The sequence below is a fragment of the Nocardia tenerifensis NBRC 101015 genome (assembly GCF_000308715.1).
Lineage (GTDB): Bacteria > Actinomycetota > Actinomycetes > Mycobacteriales > Mycobacteriaceae > Nocardia > Nocardia tenerifensis.
In genome coordinates this window covers 1-17,610 of sequence record NZ_BAGH01000302.1, presented here as the reverse complement: position 1 = coordinate 17,610, position 17,610 = coordinate 1, and the positions used below count along the sequence as shown (strand labels likewise).

The window sequence follows — 17,610 nt, the reverse complement described above, 5'->3', positions numbered from 1 at the left end:
CAGCTGGCTGGTGATCGGGAAGATCTTGTGCGACAGGTTGATTCACGACTAGGCCGGATCCGTCTGATCAGTCGTGGGATCGCGACTGGCAGCAGCGAGCCCGATGTGCGTCGTCGCCGTGTGGCGGCACGGCGACGACGCCGAACATTCGGGTTCGCTCCGGCGCTGTGTTCGTCCCGCTGGTTGGGTGGTGGTGACGACCCTGTGCGGCGGGCTGCTCACGACTACTTCGGGCGTGTCCGTTCAGTTGCGAACGAGGTCGTGACGAGTCTCAGTGAGAAGTGGTGCCGGTGCCTGCGCCCGTGGTGCCTGCGCCCGCCGTACCCGTGCCCGTGGTACCCATGCCCGTGGTACCCATGCCCGTGGTATCCGTGCCCGCGCCCGTGCCTGCCGTGCCTGCGCCCGTGCTATCCGTGCCCGCGCCTGCCGTGCCCGCACTCGGAGCGCTCGTGCCTCCGGTGCCCGCGCCCGCCGTGCCCGCACCGTTCGCGCCCGCAGCGCCATCCGCACCCGCGGTGCCCGCGCCCGTGGTGCCCGTGCCTGCGCCGTTCGCACCTGCGGTGCCCGTGCCAGTGGTATCCGTGCCCGTGGTACCCGCTCCTGCCGTGCCCGTCCCTGCGGTGCCCGCGCCCGTGGTGTCGGTGCCTGCGCCAGCGGTGCCCGCACCCGAAGTGCCCGCGCCGGTAGTGCCGGTGCCGGTTGTGCCCGCACCCGCGCCGGAACTTTCCGCGCCCGTGCCCGGCGCCTTCACGCCCGCGCCCGAATTATCGGCGGCGGCACTGCCTTCACACGTCTTCGGGTCGGACTGGGCCTCGCCCTTCTTGGTGCCGGCGACCGCGTTCTCTTCGTCGTCGATCCGTGCGGTGGTCTTGCCGGTCGCGCTGCCGGTGTTCAGGCCGGTCGGTCCGGCGGGCTGCCCGCCCTGGGCGTCGGGCCCCGACTGCTTCTGTTCGGCGCCGGCTTGACCGCCTTCGCTCGTGCCGCCTTCGCTCGCCGCGCCGTCCGGGCACTGCTGGTCGCCGGCCTGGCCGATCGCAGTGTGTCCGCCGACCGATTCCTCGGTCTGGAATGTATTCGCCCCGGCGGCACCGGATAGCAATAGTGTCGCGGTCAGCCCTGCGGCGGCCGCGGCTCCGATCTTGCCAATCATATGTGTAGCCCCTTCTCGTATCGAAGTGGTACATGCTGATCAAACCCTCAACACGTTAGTGCCGAATCTTCGAAACGAGCAGAACGCCGGTAATGCAGGCAAGTCCCCGGTCATCGCGCCATTCGTCCGGAATTCGAATTAATCGAGTCCTCCGATTGACGCGCCGCCGCATTCCCCGAATCAGCAGTAATCAAACCTTGATTCGAGAATGCGGTCGCGACCGCGCCGAACGAACTACGGGGCGACGGCCGCTTTGGTGGGAAGGAGCGCGTCCAGGGAAATATCGTCGCCCGCGTCCGGAACCTCGGTCCCGCGCAGGGAAGTCCCGGCCGTTTCCCGGAGGAAGCACCACGCGGCCAAGCCGACGAAGCTCGCGCCGACCATGTAGAGGGCGGGGAACAGCGCCCAGCCGGTCCACTCGATCGCGGCCTCGTTGACCAGCGGCGCGGTGCCGCCGAAGACCGCGGTCGAGACGTTGTAGGCCAGCGCGAAACCGGCGTAGCGCACCTGCGTCGGGAAGATCGCGGGGAAGGTAGAGCTGATCGTGGACAGCTGCGGGATGTACAGCAGGCCGAGCACGATGAATCCGGTGATGGCCCACCCGGTGCCCTGGCCCATCAGCCAGTACAGCGGGATGGCGAGCACGGCGAGGCCGATCAGCGAGAACAGCCACATCGGGCGGCGGCCCACCCGGTCGGACAGCCTGCCGAAGAACGGCAGCACCAGCATCATCACCGTCTGGCCGATCAGCATCATGGTGGTGGCGCCGGACTCGCTCATGCCGATGGTCTTCTGCAGGTAGGTCGGCTGGTAGGTGAGCAGCGTGTAGTTCACGACGTTGAGGGCGACGACCAGCCCGGCGAGGGTGAGCAGCTCGCGCCGGTAGGTGGTCACCAGCTCGCGTAGGCCGCGCAGGCCCCCGGTCGGCCGCTTCTCCTCCTCGGCCACCTCGGTGAAGACCGGGCTCTCGTCGAGCCGCGTGCGCAGGTACCAGCCGACCAGGCCGAGCGGGACGGCGATCAGGAACGGGATGCGCCAACCCCAGCTGTACATGGCGTCCGAGCCGAACGCGAGCTGGCAGGCGAGCACCGTCGCCGAGCCGCCGACGAAGCCGGCGAGCGTGCCGAACTCGAGGAAGCTGCCGAGGAAGCCGCGTCGCTTGTCGCTGGCGCATTCGGCCAGATAGGTCGCGGCCCCGCCGTATTCACCGCCGGTCGAGAAGCCCTGGATGACGCGCAGCGCGATGAGCAGGATCGGCGCGAGCACGCCCACCTGCGAATGGGTCGGCAATAGGCCGATGGCGCCGGTGGCCGCGGCCATCAGCAGAATAGTGGTGGCCAGCACGGCTTTTCGGCCGATCCGGTCGCCGAGCGGGCCCCACACCATGCCGCCGAGCGGGCGAAGCAGAAATGAGATCGCGAAACCGAGCATGGTGCCGAGCGTGCCGAGTTCCCCCGGGAAAAAGGCGTCGGTGAGATAGGTGGCCGTCGCGGCGTATACACCGTAGTCGAACCATTCGGTGGCATTGCCCATAGCGGAAGCGGCGACCGATCGCCTCAGTGGAAAACTCCCCGGGTCCCCGTTGTTCACGTGCGCGTCCTCTCCAGGTCCGTCGAACGGACCTCATTTCGGCCTGCCTCCGGGTCCTGACACCAGAGACCGGGCACGAATAACACCGTTACCCACGTTTCAATCGGCGCAAACCGCGACCCCGGGCTGCGTACACGCCGGACGGGCCCCAATTACCTGCGGTGAAGTGCGCGTATGTCGAAATGATAACGAATTGATAACGGACGCGCAACTGGGCTCGCAATCGGGCAGCACTTGCTCGTCGGCGAGCGCCCGTGCGTCACCGGCCGCGTGACCGCACCGCCCCCGCGCCCGCCGCGATGCTGAACAGCGCGACACAGACCCATCCGAACCAGTTCCCGAACCGGACATAGACCGTGTCGTCGGAGGTCAACGGGATTTCCGCGAGCACCGACCTGGTCACCGTGACATCCGTCGCCGCCGAAGCCAGCACGCGCCCGCGCGCATCGCTGGCCACGAGCTCGCCCAGCTGCGGAGCCCGCGCGACGCCCATCCCGGACTCGACGCCGCGCAGGACGGCCATCCGGCTGTGCAGCCAGCGATCGTCGGTGAAGTCGAGGGCGGGGACGAGCAGCACCGTCGCGCCGCGCCGCCGGTTCTCCAAGACGAGGTCCGGGTGGTCCAGATCGAAGCAGACGGCCAAGGCCCACGGTTTGCCCGGGACGTCTCGCCACCACGTGCCCGGCCGGTGCTCGTCCTCCAGTCCGGGAATCAGGTAGTGCTTGGCGTACCGCACCCCGGACGGGTAGGCGATGGCGGCGTTGTAGCTGACGCCCTGCGTGGTCTGGACCAGCCCCGCGACCACGTGGATGCCGCGACGGGCGGCCACCTCCGTGAGCGGGCCCGACAGCAGAGCGATGGTGGAATCATCGGCCCGCCAAGACTTTTCGGGCAGTACAACGACCTCGGCGCCTCGGTCGGCCAACCGCTCGATCTCGGCGACGACCCGCGCCACCATGTCGCGACCATCGGCCGAGTCGACCGGGACGTAATCCGGCGGCTGCGCCACCGCCACCAATCCAACTCTCACGGAGGCTGTTTCGTGTGCGGCAACCAGTCGCCAGCAGCCGAACGCGCCGAGAACGGCCAGTAGCGTCGTGGTCGCGCCGACTACTCGAAGTCGTTGTGCGCGTGCGACTCCCGGAGAGGCGAGCACCGCGATCGCCGAGGGAACCAGCAGAATCAGAAAGGTGACACCCCACACCCCGGTGAGCGAGGTCGTCTGTATCAGCGGCAGCACATCGGCCTGGGTGTAAGCGATGCTCCACCACGCGCCGAACGGGCCGGCCACCGCGAGCAGGAATTCCACGCTCACCCAACCGGCGGGCAGCGCCACCGCCGCGAGTCCGGGTCGCCCGCGGAGCAGCAGCGCGCGCGTCACCACGAGGATCCCGCCGAACATCAGGGCCGTCCCGCCGAGCAGCAGCACCGTCACCGGGACCGGCTGTTCGAGCGTCACGGTGAGGTACGTCCACAGCTGGAGTTCGCCGCCGAGCCAGGACAACAGCCCCGCGAGGAACGCGGAGATCGCGGACACCCGTGGAGTCAGGAGCAGCACCGGCAGCGGCGCGAGGAACGCCAGCCCCGCCAGCGGATGCAGGCCGGTGCCGAAGCGCCACAGCAGTGCGGAGGACAGAATCGCCGACCCGGCGAGCAGAAAGCGTTGCACCACTTCGATCTTCGGCCCGCGAACCGTCCCGCACATCGCCGAGGCGGCCGAACCCGCCCTCGCTCGTGCGAGGGATCACGCCACCTCCGGCGCGACCCCCGGCCGCACCAGGCCCGCCTCGTAGGCGAACACCACCGCCTGCACCCGATCGCGCAGGCCGAGCTTCGCGAGCACCGAGCTCACATGGGTCTTCACCGTGTGCTCGCTGACCGTCAGCACCGCGGCGACCTCCGCGTTGGAGAGCCCACGCGCCAACTGGCGCAACGTATCCCGCTCCCGTTCGGTCAGCTCGTCGAGCCGGCGGGCGAGCTCGGGTTGCGGCCGCCCGCGGTCGGTGAGCTCGGCGATCAGCCGCCGGGTCACCGACGGCGCCAGCAAAGCCTCGCCCGCCGCGACGACGCGCACGGCGTCGACCAGCTCCTCCCGGCGGACATCCTTGAGCAGAAACCCGCTCGCCCCCGCGCGCAGGGCGTCGAAGACATACTCGTCGAGGTCGAACATGGTGAGCACCAACACTTTCGCTGAGGTCTCGGCACAGATTCGGTGAGTAGCGGCCACGCCGTCGAGGCGCGGCATCCTGACGTCCATGACCACCACGTCCGGCGTCAGGGCGATGGCCTTGTCGATCGCCTCCAGTCCGTCGGCGGCCTCGCCGACCACGGTGATGTCCGGTTGGGCGCCGAGGATCAGGCCGAAGCCCGCGCGGAACAGGTCCTGGTCGTCGACGACGAGTACGCGCACGGTCAACTCCGTTGTCCCAGCGGCAGTTCGGCCGCGACGTCGAAACCGGTGGGGGAGGGCCCGTGCCGCAGCGTTCCGCCGGCGCCCACGACCCGTTCGCGCATGCCGAGCAGTCCATAGCCGCCGGATGCCGCCTGTACCGGCCCGGCTCCGTCATCGCAGACCCGTACCGTCAGTAGCTGATCCGTCCAGCGCAGCGAGACCCGCACAGCGGTGGCGCGCGCGTGCTTCATGGTGTTGGTCAGCGCCTCCTGCACCACGCGGTACGCGGTGACGGCGACATCGTCGGACACCGCGCGGCGCGGTCCGTCCTCGGCCAGCGAGGCCGAGAGTCCGCCGTGCCGCGACAGTTCCACGAGATCGGCGATCGCCTCGATGCCCGGCTGGTGCCGTGGATCGGCGGTCTCGCCGCGCAGGGTGTCGAGGCTGCGCCGAAGTTGTTGTACCGCAACACGTCCGGTCTCCGCGATACTTGCGAAGACGGCGTCGGCCCGTTCCCGGTCGGGCCCGGTGAACAGTGGGCCGGTCTCGGCCTGGACGATCATCGTGCCCACCGAGTGCGTGACGATGTCGTGCATGTCCCTGGCGATCCGCAGGCGTTCGCGGTCCAGCGCCGCGAGCCGTTCCTCGTCGAGCCGGCGGGCGCGCTCCTCGAGCATGTCGATCTGCGCTCGTTTGGCCCGCACGCCGGTGCCGAGCGCCCAGGCGGTGAGGAAGGACATGGCCGCGTAGGCGTAGGAATCCGCGCTCTCGGCGGGGATGACCAAGGAGACCACGATGCCGATCGCGCCCGACACGAAGGCGGCGCGCCGTCGCGCGGGCGGGCTGTACGCGGCGATGGTGTACGCGCACACCACGGTGCCGTAGGCGAGTTCGGGCATGGCGTGCAGGCAGGCGAGCACGGTCATCGCCGGGCCGACCACCAGGAACACCGCGAGAGGCGCGCGCCGTCGCCACAGCACCGGAACGGACGCGAGCACCGAAAGCCCGACGACCCACCACGGTCGGCCGGCGAGCACGGCGGGCCCGACCGTGGCGAGGGTGACCACCACGGTCAACACGGAATCGACTGCGCCGGTGGGGAATTTCTCGAACCGGTCGACGACGCGCCGGGTCGCGTCGTCGACGGCACCCGTGGCCCGGGTGACCGCGCTGCTAGGCCTCACAAATAATCAGTCTGGACCGTTCGGGCGCCGCGCCGCCTCACTCCCCGGACTGATACCGGCCTCACCCCCGCGGATGAGGCGGCGGCGTGCTCAGCCGAGCTGCTCGACCAGGAACTCCTCCCAGGTCCGCCGGCCGAACTTGCCGTCGAAGGTCATATTCGCTCCGGCCCGGTACACCTTGCCCGCCTTACCGGGCATGCGCACGGGCAGCAGCGGCCGCCGCTTCTCGGCGGCGTGCAGGTAGCCGCGCACCAGCTCGGCCAGCTCGTACACCTTCGGCCCGACGAGATCCGGCACCAGGCCGGCCGGGCCGTCCAAGGCCAGCTCCACCAGTTCGGCGGCGACGTCGCGCGAGTCGACCGGCTGGAGCCGCACCCCGCGCGGGGTCGGCACCACCGGCAGTTTCGTGAGCGTGCGCACCGCCGTCAGCACCAGGTCGTGGAACTGCGCGGCCCGCAGCGTCGTGAACGGCACGCCCGACTCGGCGACGATTCGCTCCGAGTTCGCCTTGGCCCGAAAGTAGCCCAGCGGAACCACATCCGCCGCGGTGACCGAGATGTACACGAGATGGCGGACCCCCGCTCGTGCCGCCGCGTCCACCAGATGCCCGGTGGCCACGTCGTCGTTCTTCGCGTCGCCCGCGAGGTGCAGCACGGTCTCGGCCCCGTCGATCGCGGCCGCCACCCCTTCGTTCTTCAACAGATCGCCGGTCACGTACTCGATGCCGGCCGCGGGCTCGTGGGCCTTACGGCTCAGCAGCCGCACCTTCGCCTCCGCGTCGAGCAGCAGTGGAACCACGTGCGAGCCCAACGTGCCGGTCCCGCCGGTAACCAGAATCGTCCCGGTCATGATCGTTCCCTCTCGTCCGGGCCGAGAGCCAGCTCCCGGCCGCCTCGGCAGCTCTTCACCGATATGACGAAACGGAGGGCGAGAGTGTGACAGACCATTCAGCTACTCGCGGGCCAGGTTTCCTCGATGATCAGCCGGTTGGTGCGGACGGCCGCCGCGTGGTGCTCGGCGACCAGGTCGGGTGGGTAGGTGGGCCAGAGGGTGATGGCGCCGGTGGCCTTGTCGATGGTGCTGACCGTGCCCCCGATGGGTAACGGGCTTGGCGGAGTGCGGTTTTCGGTGGCCGGGGGCGGAGTGAAGATGGCGACGACGACGAAGCAGGTGTCGAACTCGGTGATTCGGTTGGCGATCCCGCGTCCGGCGTCGTCGTCGAAGGACAGGTAGCGCTCGGTGAGACGTTCGGCTTCGGCGAGGGTGACCGGGGTGGTGCACTCGGTCGGGTAAGCATGGATGTCCATGGTGTCGACGGCGGCCACCGGTGGTGCCGCCAGCTCCTTTCCGCAATCCTGGTGCCCCACTGTGCCGTACGCGCGCGGAGGTTGCGCGCGTTGTCCGGGATTTGCTGCTCTACGGCGGAGTTTGCCGCTCAGTCGAAGCGCACGGTGGCGAGCATGCGACGGGCAACGGTCTCCGGGTCGGCGTCGGCGGCCAGGCTCGAATTGTCCAGTGCCCCTTCCCGCCACAGCGCGGCGAAGCCGTGCACGAGCGACCAGGCCGCCAATTGCGCCGCCCGCTGGCGCTGCGCGTCGTCGGGGTGGATGGCCGACACGCCGGAGCGCAGCGCGCTCGCGGCGCGGGCGCGTGCCTCGTCCAGGCGGGGCTCTCCGGCGCGTAACAGGCTGTGCCGGAACATCACATCGAAATGCCCGGGGTGCTCGCGCGCGAAACGAATGTAGGCGACGGCGACCTCGCGGAAGTCGTCGCCGGCCTGCCCGAGCCGCGCGGCGAGTAAGTCGAATCCCTCGATGGCCAACGCGGTCAGCACGCCCGCGCGATCGCCGAAGTGATGGGCGGGGGCCGCGTGCGAGACACCCGCCCGGCGAGCCAGCTCGCGCAGGGACACCGCGTCGACGCCGTCGCTCGCGATCTGATCGGCCGCCGCGGCCAGGATGGTGGCCCGCAGATCGCCGTGGTGGTAGCCGCTTTTCGCCATGTCTTCGATGGTGCCCGAGAATCTAGTCATTGACAAGTTTGCGGCGTCGACCTAATCTTTCCACTGTCAAGTTTGCTGGTTGGAACACGTAGGAGAACCTGATGGCACCGCTGGTTGTACTCGCCGTCGTCACCGCACTGGCTCGGCTCATCGGCCGGCTGGCCGGGCCGCAGTGGCTGGATTCCTGGCCGCACGCCGTCGCGCTCGGTCTCGCCGCCATGTTCGTCCTGACCGCGAGCGCGCATTTCCTCTCGCCGCGCCGCGAGGCGCTGGTGGCGATGGTGCCGCCGCGGCTGCCGAACCCGGCCGCGCTGGTCGCCCTCACCGGCGTCCTCGAATTGGCCGGTGCCGCAGGGTTGCTCATCCCGGCCACCGCCAGGCTCGCCGCCGCCGCGCTCATCGCGATGCTGATCTGCTTGTTCCCGGCCAACATTCGCGCGGCTAAGGCGAACCTCGGCGTCAAGACGATGCCCCTGCCGCTGCGCACCCTCGTTCAGATCGTCTTCATCGCGGCACTGGGCGTAGTCCTGTTCGGCTGAGCTCGCGCGAGCCTGCCCCGGCGAGAACCGTTGCCGGGGCGGGCTTTGCCGTTCCAGGGGGGAGAAAGCCGGTGCGGCAGAATGACTCGAGCGTCGGCGGTGTGTCCTGGAAGGCAGGGGTTGATGACGTGCCTGATCTCCTCCCCGGTCGCCTGGGCGGCGATCGGCTATCTCGCGATCATCGTGGGCGGGCGGCTGTTGTTCTTCCGGGATACCTTGGTGGACCAGGTGCTCAACCGTTTGTATCTGTGCGCCGTGGTCACTCTGCTGCTGTTTCGGTGCACGTCGATGCCGTCCGTCACGGGTCTGGCGTATCAGTTCGGGCTGGGGTGCATCCTGTTCACCTCCGCGCACCTGGCCACCCTCGCCTCGGCAGCGGAGCCGGAACTCGATCCGGGCACGGTGTGGCGGCGGCACCGGTGGTACACCGCGCTCGCGTTGGCGGCGACGGCGTCGATACTCGTGGCAGGCACTTCGGCGCGGAACGAGGGTCGTCCGATCGAACTGACCACCGACTGGCACGACAACATCGTCGGTATCTCGTTCGGCGTGACGCTCACGCTTTACACCGTGCTGTTCAGTCGGGCGGGTCTGCGCGAACTCCGCTCCGACGACCTCGCCGTCCCGGAGCGGCTGGTGTGCTGGATCATGGCCGGCGTCATGGTGTACCTCTGGGTGTGCGAGGCACTCTCGATCACCCAGACGTTGACCGGCTGGCCCGCGCTCGGACCGCAGCTGCCGCGGATAGCCGCGAACTTCACCCTCACCATCGTGGTCACCGCCACCATGGCCGCCATCCCGCTGATGAGCCTCGTCGTCGCCGGGATGGGCTTGGACAGCGCGGCCCGGTCGTGCCGTCGACTGTGGCCGCTCTGGCGGGATCTCACCGCGGCGGTGCCGGAGATCGTGCTCACCCCCGCCACGTCTGCGCGGACCGAAGGGGACGCCACGGCACGACTGCTCAGAATGACCGTCGAAATCCGTGACGCCCTGCTACATCTCGGCCCTTATCTGCCCCCCGCGACGGCGGTGTCCGTCGCGCCCGTGGTGTCCGCGCGGCCCCGCCGCGGCACCGCGGACCCGGCGACGATCACCTACATTCACCAACTCGCGCACGCGGCGGAGGCGCGAAAGACGGGCCTGCGGCCGAAAAGTCCGGCGACCGCATCGCAATTACCGCTGCTGGCCAACGATTTCGCCACCGAACTGCGGCAACTCCTGAACCTGGCCCGCGCGTGGTCGGCGGCGACGCGGTCTACAGAACGGCTTGGGTCTGGGTCACTTTCGCGACGAGCTTGCCCGCGTCGTCCCGAATCTCGGTTTCCACCACGATGAACGAGCGGCCCGCGTGCAACGGGGTCGACGAGGCGGTGGCGTAGCCGGAACGGACCGGACGGACGAAGTTGGTCTTCGATTCGACCGTGGTGGTGCCCGCCTTGCCCTCCGGCAGATTCAGGTACGCGCACACCGCGCCCGTCGCGTCCGCCAGCGACATGAGCACGCCGCCGTGCAGGACACCGCCGAGTGTGCACAGCGATTCGGCCCAGGCGATGCGGCTGCGCACCAGGGTGGGCCCGTGCTCGAGCACCTCGATGCCGAGCCGCTCGGTGAACGGCATGGTCTGGTGGAACAGCTTGGTGCCCGTCTCATCGATCATGCTCGCGATCCTGCCCGATGCGCCGCCGCCGGTCGATTACCCGTGGGGTAATGCTTCCGCGTCCGGCCAGGTGCGACCGCGCACCGCGTGGGTGGCCACCGTCGCGATCACCGTGGTGGCGACGAGCCCGCCGAGCAGCATCACGGAGCCGGGCGAACCGTGGTCGACCACGACTCCGCCCGCCAGCGCGCCGAGCGCGAAGGTCGCCTGGAACGAGGCGGTGAACAGTACCGAGGCCGCCTCCGGCGCGTCCGGCGCCGACTTGGCGAACCAGGCCTGCGTGGACACCGGCACCGCGCCGTAGCCGATGCCCCACATGACCAGCACGACAAGCGCGCCCGCCTCCCACCGGCCGAGCACGGGGAGTAGCAGTGTGGCGCAGGCGATCATGGCCGCGGCGCAGCCGAGGGTGCCGCGCGGCCGTCGCGCGATCGCCGCGCCGCCGAGGAAGTTGCCGAAAAGCCCGGCGCCGCCGTAGATCAGGAGCAGCAGCGTGATCGTTCCGGCGCCGACGCGGGTGACCTGTTCGAGAAACGGCGTCACATAGGTGTAGGTACTGAAATGCGCCAATACGACGAGAAACGTTGTCAGCAAAGCGAATCGGACGTTGCCGACGCGCAGCAGCCGGCGCAGCACGGCTATTCGGGTGACACTGTGCGGCGGCAGCGGCGGCAGGAACGCCATCAGCATGCCCAGCACGACGCCGGTGAGCACGCCGGTCACCACGAAAGTCGTTCGCCAGCCCGCGATCTCGCCGAGCAGCGTGCCCGCGGGCACGCCGAGCACGGAGCCGAGCGGCACCGCCGAGAAGATCACCGCGTTGGCCCGCCCCACGGCCCCCGGGGACACCAGGCGCTCGGCCAACCCGGCCGCGATGGACCAGAACCCGCCGATGGTGACGCCGACCAGCACCCTGGACACCAGCACGACCCAGTACGCGGGCGCGGCCGCCACCAGCGCATCGGCGAGCACGAGCAAAAATATGAACAGGCACAGCATATTTCGTCGATCGACCCGGCCTGCCGCGCTGGTCGCCAGCGGTGCGGCGACGGCGGCGACCAAGCCGGGCATGGTCATCATCAGCCCGGCCATGCCGTCGGAGACGGTGAAGTCGGCGCCGATCGAGGTGAGCAGGCCGATCGGCAGGATCTCGGTGGTGACGATCGAGAAGAGGGCGATCGTCACCGAGACGACGCCGAGCCAGCCGGTCAGCGGGGCGCGGACGGGTGTGGGAGTTGTCAGAACCATGGACACGTCGACCAGTGCACCAGCGTGGCCGCGCCGGATCCGGCGGGTTCGCGCCACCACCGTTCGCGGCGAAAACCCGCCAGGCCGGGTGTCGAAGTCCCATCCGGCGCGCCGCCTAGCCGCGTCCGGCGCGCATCGGGGCGAGGAACTCGGCGTTGGTCTCGGACTTGCGCAGGCCTTCGAGCAGCAGGTCGAGCGCCTGCTGATTGTCCAAGGTGGACAGCGTTTTACGCAGGGTGCCGGTCGCCGCGGACTCGTCGGGAGTGAGCAGCAGTTCGTCCTTGCGGGTGCTGGACTGGCCGATGTCGACGGCGGGGAACGTCCTGCGGTTCGCGGCGGCGCGGTCCAGTTTCAGTTCGGCGTTGCCGGTGCCCTTGTACTCTTCGAAGATCACCGTGTCGGCCACCGAACCCGTCTCCACCAGCGCGCTGGCGATGATGGTGAGCGAGCCGCCGTTCTCGATATTGCGGGCGGCGCCGAGGAAGCGCTTGGGCGGGGCGAGGGCGGAGGCCTCGACGCCGCCGGACAGCACCCGGCCCGAGCCCGGGCTCGCCAGGTTGTAGGCGCGGGCGAGGCGGGTCAGCGAGTCGAGCAGGACCACGACGTCGCGGCCCATCTCGACGAGCCGCTTGGCGTGTTCGATGGCGAGCTCGGCGACCGCGATGTGGTCGCGGGCGGGCAGGTCGAAGGTGGCCGCGGCGACGTCGGCGGGCACGGACCTGGCGAGGTCGGTGACCTCCTCCGGGCGCTCGCCGACCAGCACGAGCATGAGCTCGCATTCCGGGTGGTTCTTCGCGATGCCGTGCGAGATCGCTTGCAGCACAGATGTTTTGCCCGCCTTGGGCGGAGCGACGATCAGTGCGCGCTGCCCCTTGCCGATCGGCATGACGAGATCGGTGAGGCGGGTGGTGAGGGCGTGTTGCTCGGTCTCCAGGCGGAGGCGTTCGTTGGGGTAGATCGGGACCAGGTCGGCGAAGTCGGGGCGGTGACGGAGCTTGTCCGGCTGCTGTCCGTTGACGGTGCCGACGGTCAGCAGCGGGGCGGGCTTGCCGTCGGAGCTGGTGGATTGTGTTGTGCCGGTGAGGAAGTCGCCGCGGCGCAGGCGGTGCTCGCGGATCAGCCGATGCGGCACGGGGAGGTCGTCGGGTCCCGGCAGGTAACCGTCGAGGCGCAGCATGCCGCGGTTGCCGGGGAGGTCGAGTATGCCGGTGACGGTGCGGGGCGTGTTCTGTTCGGCCGCATCGCCGTCGTGGATCGTGTTGTCTTTCATGATGTTTCCTTCGAAAGGTGGGATACGGCGAACTGCCGTGAGTGCGACGGCATGGGCTCGTCGCGGGGGAGGGGATCCTCGGGGTTCCGGAACGGTTCTGTCGACCGGTTCGGAGCGGGGATCTCGGATTCTTGTGGGAGAGGGATCTACATCCACAAGGAGAAGATGTCGCCGAGAGTACAGGTTCGATCTTCGGCGCGCAATAGTCGCTGTCAGCGCAGTGGGGTCGGCACCGGGACATAGGAACCAAGTGGCGCACCGGAAGTTGTTGGCAGGCAACAGCATTGCGCTGAGCCAGCGACTTGCGGACACCATGCCAGAACCGGCTCGGGATGTCGCGCGACTAGCTGTTCAACGGCCTTCGTCGCGGGGATATTCCCGGACCGGGGATTTGCTGACGGTGTGGGGTTCCATCGAAGCGAAGGCGTGCCGGGCGGCTCTATCCAGGTTTACGCGGCTCTATCCACGCCTACGGGGAGGCCATCCGCCGGGAGTCGAAGCGTACCGGTCTGCGATCGGCCGGAGATCGGCCTTCGCCACGGTCATGCCGCCGGCAGCACGAAGCCCGGCGGGCGACGCGGGCGTGCGTCTTTCGCCGCGGTCACACCGCCGACAGCACGAAGCCCGGCCGGTGACGCGGGAGCGCGTCACCGGCCGGGCCTCGGTGATACTTGCTTATCCGTACACGGAGCTGAAGAACTGGATCGCGCTGGCGATGCCGACCGGCACGCCGAGGGCGATCATGCCCGCCGCGGCGCCCAGCGCGATGCCGACGCCCGCGCCCGCGATGCACAGGCCGATCGGACCGGCGAAGAACGTCGGGACGACCAGCGGCGCGCCGATGACCGCGCCCGCGACGCAGCCGAGCGCGCCGCCGACGATCGTGCCGATCAGCGTGCCGACCGCGGTGGCCAGGCCGAACTGGGTCGCGGCCGTGCTCAGCGCGGTGTTGAAGTCGGCGCCGGCGACGTCTTTCGCGTCGACCGGGTGCAGCATCGAGGCGGGGTGCGCCTGCGCCGCGTCGGTACTCGGCGTGAAAGTCGCGGTATTGCCGTCGATCTGGGCCGCGATCGGCCATTCCAGGCCGTCTTTGAGATAGGTCAGCGGCATACCGGCAACCAGGCGTCCCTGATTATCGAGTACCTGGAATTGCGTGCCCTGTGTCGTCAGCGATCCGGCGTCGGTCTTCAGCACGACCGATTTGTCGACCACATTCGCGGTGTAGTGGATGCCGGGCAGAATATCGGTCTGCACGGTGTTCTCCGGAGCCGGTGCGGAGGCGGCGGGCTCCGCGTAGGCGGTGCCGCTCGTGATCCCGACAGCCGCGATGACCAGCGTGGACGCGGCGGCGAACTTCTTGACCCTCATACTTTTCAGACACTTTCCTCAGCAGAAGCACCGGCGGCCGTTCGTGGCTCGGCGCGGCCCATCATTACGAACCTCAACCAGGTTCGTACCGCCATATTTCGAACGTGTAACAGGAGCCGCTAAGGAAACGTCAAATAGAAGTTCGCTGTGTTAAAGGAACATAAATTCGGACACTCCGCTAACTCTCAGCACCCATTTATGTGGCGCACGACACCATTCCGCGTCCGGTTCAGCTGAGGCGTGCGACCACGGCGCCCGGCAGTACCGGCAGCACCTTGTCCAGCACGCGCCACGGCCACGCCGGAACGCACGCGCGCCGCTGTTCCTTCTCGATCGCGGCGACCATCGCGGCGACACCCTTGTCCAGCGGTGCCACCAGGCGGGCGTCGCCCGCCTTCGCGGCCATGTCGGTGGCGATGAAGCCGGGCAGCAGCGTGGTGACCGCGATCGGCGAACGCGCCAGCTCGGTGCTCAGCGCCTGACCGAGCGCGGCGAGGCCAGCCTTGCTCGCCGAGTAAGCGGCCTTCTTGCCGGGCAGTCCGCGCACCGCGCTCATCGAGGACACCAGGACCAGGTGCCCGGCGTTCTGTGCGCGGAAGATCTCCAGTGCCGCCTCGGCCTGGGCCAGGGCGCTGACGAAGTTCGTTGTCGCCGTGGCGATATTCGCGTCCGCCCGGCCGGTGCCGAGCACCGCGCCCTTGCCGAGGCCCGCGTTGACGATGACCCGATCCAGGCCGCCGAGCTCGTCGCGCAGCTCGCCGAAGACCCGGGGCACCACCGCGTGCTCGTCGACGTCGAGCGCGCGGACCGCGATCGTCACGCCGGGATGGCCGGCGACGAGTTCGTCGCGCAGTTCCTCCAGCGCCGACAGCCGCCGGGCGCACAGCGCGAGGTCGCGGCCCTTGCTCGCGAAGTCGCGCGCCATTGCGGCGCCCAGGCCCGCGCTCGCGCCGGTGATCAGAATCTTGGTCCTCGTCATGCGCCCGACCCTAGCGAGCGACCGCGCTCAGCCGCCGAACGATCCCGTGCTCGGCGGCGGTGGCAGCAGTCGCCACGGGCCGCAGTTGACGGTCTTGAAGGCCACGTCCGTCGGCTTGATCTCCACCCGGACCGGGCCGAAGCGGGTGAAGTTGTTGCCGATGATGTAGCGCATGTCGGTGTTGTCGCCGGACACCTTCCACAGCCTGCGCCAATCGCAGCCGTTCGGATCGCCCGGCGCCTCCCAGACGCCGGGGAAGATATCGACGCCCACCAGATAGACGCCGTCGTCCGGCATGGTGTTCGCGGGTTCGGCAGCCGCCGTACCGGTCCCGAGCAGGCTCATCGCGGACGTCATGGCGCCGGCGATGAGGAGCGTGCTTGCGCGCATGGCGATGTACTCCTCGCATCGTGCCGCAGCCGCCATCGAGCGGCTGACCTGGGAGATCCCCGAATCTCGTGGCACAGATCTACCAGAACGGCTCGGCGAATGTGCCGCGTTCCACTTTTCTTGTCGCGATGCATAACTAAATCGCGCACGATGTTGTCATCGGTCGGGCCCACCGCGATATCGAGGTATGACATGTGTTCGGCTCGAGCCCGTCCGGACGGTCCCACGGCCCAGGCCGTGCGGTGCGCACTGCGCCGGACTGTGTACCGATGAGGGGCTTGCCTCGATTCTGGCCACCGATCGAGGGTTGCTGCATTGGCGGGCGCTACGTGCGCTGGGCGATAGCGGGCTCGCCGAGCAGGCGGTGCAGGAGGCGCTGCTACGAGGCTGGCGCTCGTGCGCGTTCTTCGACGACACCAAGGGCAGCGTCCGGGCCTGGCTCCTGACGATCCTGCGCAACGTCATCATCGACATGGTGCGCGCGCGGGCCGCGCGGCCCGGCGATACCGGTTGGGACGAGGTCGACGAGCTGAGCGACGTCCGCTACGCGCACCCCGATTTCTCCGACCGTCTGGTGGACGGGCTGCTGGTCGCGGACCTGCTGGCGCTGCTGCCCGCCCAGCAGCGCGAGGCCGTGGTCGAGGTGATCCTGCGCGACCGCGCCTACCAGGAGGTGGCCGAGGAGTTCGGCATCCCGGTCGGCACGGTGAAGACCCGCGTGCACTACGCCCTGCGCTCGCTGCGCAATCTGCCCCGCGGCGCCTGATCGCCGGTGAACACACCGCCGTAGCGATAACGGTTGAATAACTGGGGTTGCTATGCTGGTGCTTGCGTTGCCAGAGTGAACCACTGGGTTTGGTGTGACTAATGGGAAGGGAGAGGCGCCCTGTCCCGGGGTGCCGACCGAAACATGAAGCCAAGCATCATCAACGCCGGAATCTGTTCCGCCGTGACAGCCGCGGTCACGGTGACGCTGTCCGGAGTGGTTCCGGTCACCGCCGCAGCCGATCCCGTGCAGCCGGATCTATCGACCAAGCTCTCCGGAAAGACCGTGTTCCTCGACCCGGGTCATCAGGGATCCGGGCACGGTGAGAACGTCGCCAAGCAGGTCAGCGACGGACGCGGAGGGACGAAAGACTGTCAGACGACCGGCATGGTCACCGTGCACGGGGTGCCCGAGCACACCATCAACTGGGATGTGGCGCAGTTCGTGCGGACCGCGCTGGAGCAGTTCGGGGCCAAGGTGGTGTTGAGCCGCCCCGACGATCAGGGCTGGGGTGGTTGCATCGATGACCGAGCCAAGGCCGCCAACGAGTCCGGCGCCGCTGTCGCGGTGAGCATCCACGCCGACAGCGCGCCCGCCGACCAGCGTGGTTTTCATCTGATCGTGCCCGGGCTGCCGATCCCCGACGCCAGGATCAACGAGATCCAAGCCGGCGCCGGGCTGGCCGCCTCGACCGCCATGCGCGACGCCTATCTCGCGGCCGGTTTCGTCCCCGCCAAGTACGCGAGCGCCGACGGATTGCAACCGCGCAGGGACATCGCCGGCCCCGCCCTCACCGCCGTGCCGGACGTGTTCATCGAGATGGGCAACGGCGCCAACGCCGAGGACGCCGCGCTGCTGGAGAGCAAGGAAGGCCAGCTCAAACACGCCGTCACCATCACAACCGGCTTGGTGGGCTACCTCCTCGGCCCACACGCCGCGACCCCGAAGGTGAGCGCCGAGCAACCCGCCGCGGCACCCGCCCCCCACCCGGCCGAGCCCGCACCCGGCGCCGCCATCGAACCACCCGCGCCCTCACATCCGGCGTCGACCGGAGGACAGACGGACGCACCGCCGG

Annotated in this window: 18 protein-coding genes; 4 read left to right on the top strand and 14 right to left on the bottom strand. The window is 69.1% G+C overall.

Annotated elements, in window-relative coordinates; translation table 11 throughout:
• Positions 1–271: 271 nt before the first annotated feature.
• The 8 genes from ON39_RS49850 to ON39_RS23995 all read right to left on the bottom strand — a co-directional run bounded on the left by ON39_RS49850 (position 272) and on the right by ON39_RS23995 (position 8,318).
• Entirely contained in the window at positions 272–1,150 is an 879-nt protein-coding gene (locus tag ON39_RS49850) for a hypothetical protein (RefSeq protein ID WP_051186977.1), read from the bottom strand.
• A gap of 234 nt (positions 1,151–1,384) precedes the next feature.
• Entirely contained in the window at positions 1,385–2,683 is a 1,299-nt protein-coding gene (locus tag ON39_RS24025) for an MFS transporter (protein WP_040737734.1), read from the bottom strand.
• Between the two features lie 316 nt (positions 2,684–2,999).
• Positions 3,000–4,409 carry a nitrilase-related carbon-nitrogen hydrolase gene (locus ON39_RS24020; protein WP_157195510.1) on the bottom strand — a complete coding sequence of 470 codons (1,410 nt, stop codon included), beginning with the start codon at positions 4,407–4,409 and terminating at the stop codon, positions 3,000–3,002.
• Between the two features lie 75 nt (positions 4,410–4,484).
• The gene (locus ON39_RS24015) at positions 4,485–5,156 is read right to left on the bottom strand and encodes a response regulator (protein WP_040737733.1); all 672 of its coding nucleotides are present in this window, start codon (positions 5,154–5,156) and stop codon (positions 4,485–4,487) included.
• Complete coding sequence (locus tag ON39_RS24010; protein ID WP_051186975.1) at positions 5,153–6,316, bottom strand: sensor histidine kinase; 1,164 nt, start codon at positions 6,314–6,316, stop codon at positions 5,153–5,155. Before ON39_RS24010 ends, ON39_RS24015 begins: the two co-directional genes overlap by 4 nt.
• A gap of 90 nt (positions 6,317–6,406) precedes the next feature.
• A complete protein-coding gene (locus tag ON39_RS24005) occupies positions 6,407–7,165 on the bottom strand; it encodes an SDR family oxidoreductase (protein WP_040737732.1) in 759 nt (252 codons plus the stop codon).
• 98 nt (positions 7,166–7,263) lie between these two features.
• On the bottom strand, positions 7,264–7,683 hold the full coding sequence (locus ON39_RS24000; protein WP_146251161.1) for an SUKH-4 family immunity protein: 420 nt from the start codon (positions 7,681–7,683) through the stop codon (positions 7,264–7,266).
• A 68-nt stretch (positions 7,684–7,751) separates the two neighbouring features.
• Positions 7,752–8,318, bottom strand: coding sequence for a TetR/AcrR family transcriptional regulator (locus ON39_RS23995; RefSeq protein WP_040737730.1), 567 nt, complete (start codon positions 8,316–8,318; stop codon positions 7,752–7,754).
• Positions 8,319–8,419: 101 nt separating this feature from the next.
• Between ON39_RS23995 and ON39_RS23990 the strand changes: the two genes are divergently transcribed.
• Positions 8,420–8,857, top strand: coding sequence for a DoxX family protein (locus ON39_RS23990; protein WP_040737729.1), 438 nt, complete (start codon positions 8,420–8,422; stop codon positions 8,855–8,857).
• 123 nt (positions 8,858–8,980) lie between these two features.
• Positions 8,981–10,192 (top strand): MAB_1171c family putative transporter, encoded by a 1,212-nt coding sequence (locus ON39_RS23985; protein WP_040737728.1) that lies wholly within the window; start codon positions 8,981–8,983, stop codon positions 10,190–10,192.
• Here ON39_RS23985 and ON39_RS23980 read toward each other — a convergent pair.
• The 6 genes from ON39_RS23980 to ON39_RS23955 all read right to left on the bottom strand — a co-directional run bounded on the left by ON39_RS23980 (position 10,113) and on the right by ON39_RS23955 (position 15,769).
• A complete protein-coding gene (locus tag ON39_RS23980; RefSeq protein ID WP_040737727.1) occupies positions 10,113–10,514 on the bottom strand; it encodes a PaaI family thioesterase in 402 nt (133 codons plus the stop codon). The two genes, ON39_RS23985 and ON39_RS23980, sit on opposite strands and share 80 nt — an antisense overlap.
• Positions 10,515–10,550: 36 nt before the next feature.
• The gene (locus ON39_RS23975) at positions 10,551–11,762 is read right to left on the bottom strand and encodes an MFS transporter (protein ID WP_083894656.1); all 1,212 of its coding nucleotides are present in this window, start codon (positions 11,760–11,762) and stop codon (positions 10,551–10,553) included.
• A gap of 115 nt (positions 11,763–11,877) precedes the next feature.
• Entirely contained in the window at positions 11,878–13,032 is a 1,155-nt protein-coding gene (locus tag ON39_RS23970; protein WP_051186974.1) for a transcription termination factor Rho, short form, read from the bottom strand.
• 675 nt (positions 13,033–13,707) lie between these two features.
• Positions 13,708–14,400, bottom strand: a complete 693-nt coding sequence (locus ON39_RS23965; RefSeq protein WP_051186973.1) for a DUF8020 domain-containing protein — start codon at positions 14,398–14,400, stop codon at positions 13,708–13,710.
• A gap of 229 nt (positions 14,401–14,629) precedes the next feature.
• Positions 14,630–15,379 carry an SDR family oxidoreductase gene (locus ON39_RS23960; protein WP_040737726.1) on the bottom strand — a complete coding sequence of 250 codons (750 nt, stop codon included), beginning with the start codon at positions 15,377–15,379 and terminating at the stop codon, positions 14,630–14,632.
• Between the two features lie 27 nt (positions 15,380–15,406).
• Positions 15,407–15,769 carry an Rv1352/Rv1906c domain-containing protein gene (locus tag ON39_RS23955; protein ID WP_040737725.1) on the bottom strand — a complete coding sequence of 121 codons (363 nt, stop codon included), beginning with the start codon at positions 15,767–15,769 and terminating at the stop codon, positions 15,407–15,409.
• Between the two features lie 307 nt (positions 15,770–16,076).
• Between ON39_RS23955 and ON39_RS23950 the strand changes: the two genes are divergently transcribed.
• Positions 16,077–16,535, top strand: a complete 459-nt coding sequence (locus ON39_RS23950) for a sigma-70 family RNA polymerase sigma factor (protein ID WP_246002942.1) — start codon at positions 16,077–16,079, stop codon at positions 16,533–16,535.
• A 144-nt stretch (positions 16,536–16,679) separates the two neighbouring features.
• Positions 16,680–17,610: N-acetylmuramoyl-L-alanine amidase (locus ON39_RS23945; protein ID WP_051186972.1), on the top strand; the 931-nt coding region annotated here is incomplete at its 3' end.

Excerpts from the sequence above, each read along its gene's own strand:
- ON39_RS49850 (WP_051186977.1), bottom strand. The coding sequence starts at position 1,150 with ATGATTGGCAAGATCGGAGCCGCGGCCGCCGCAGGGCTGACCGCGACA.
- ON39_RS24025 (WP_040737734.1), bottom strand. The coding sequence starts at position 2,683 with ATGGGCAATGCCACCGAATGGTTCGACTACGGTGTATACGCCGCGACG.
- ON39_RS24005 (WP_040737732.1), bottom strand. The coding sequence starts at position 7,165 with ATGACCGGGACGATTCTGGTTACCGGCGGGACCGGCACGTTGGGCTCG.
- ON39_RS23995 (WP_040737730.1), bottom strand. The coding sequence starts at position 8,318 with ATGGCGAAAAGCGGCTACCACCACGGCGATCTGCGGGCCACCATCCTG.
- ON39_RS23990 (WP_040737729.1), top strand. The coding sequence starts at position 8,420 with ATGGCACCGCTGGTTGTACTCGCCGTCGTCACCGCACTGGCTCGGCTC.
- ON39_RS23985 (WP_040737728.1), top strand. The coding sequence starts at position 8,981 with ATGACGTGCCTGATCTCCTCCCCGGTCGCCTGGGCGGCGATCGGCTAT.
- ON39_RS23980 (WP_040737727.1), bottom strand. The coding sequence starts at position 10,514 with ATGATCGATGAGACGGGCACCAAGCTGTTCCACCAGACCATGCCGTTC.
- ON39_RS23975 (WP_083894656.1), bottom strand. The coding sequence starts at position 11,762 with ATGGTTCTGACAACTCCCACACCCGTCCGCGCCCCGCTGACCGGCTGG.
- ON39_RS23970 (WP_051186974.1), bottom strand. The coding sequence starts at position 13,032 with ATGAAAGACAACACGATCCACGACGGCGATGCGGCCGAACAGAACACG.
- ON39_RS23965 (WP_051186973.1), bottom strand. The coding sequence starts at position 14,400 with ATGAGGGTCAAGAAGTTCGCCGCCGCGTCCACGCTGGTCATCGCGGCT.
- ON39_RS23960 (WP_040737726.1), bottom strand. The coding sequence starts at position 15,379 with ATGACGAGGACCAAGATTCTGATCACCGGCGCGAGCGCGGGCCTGGGC.
- ON39_RS23955 (WP_040737725.1), bottom strand. The coding sequence starts at position 15,769 with ATGCGCGCAAGCACGCTCCTCATCGCCGGCGCCATGACGTCCGCGATG.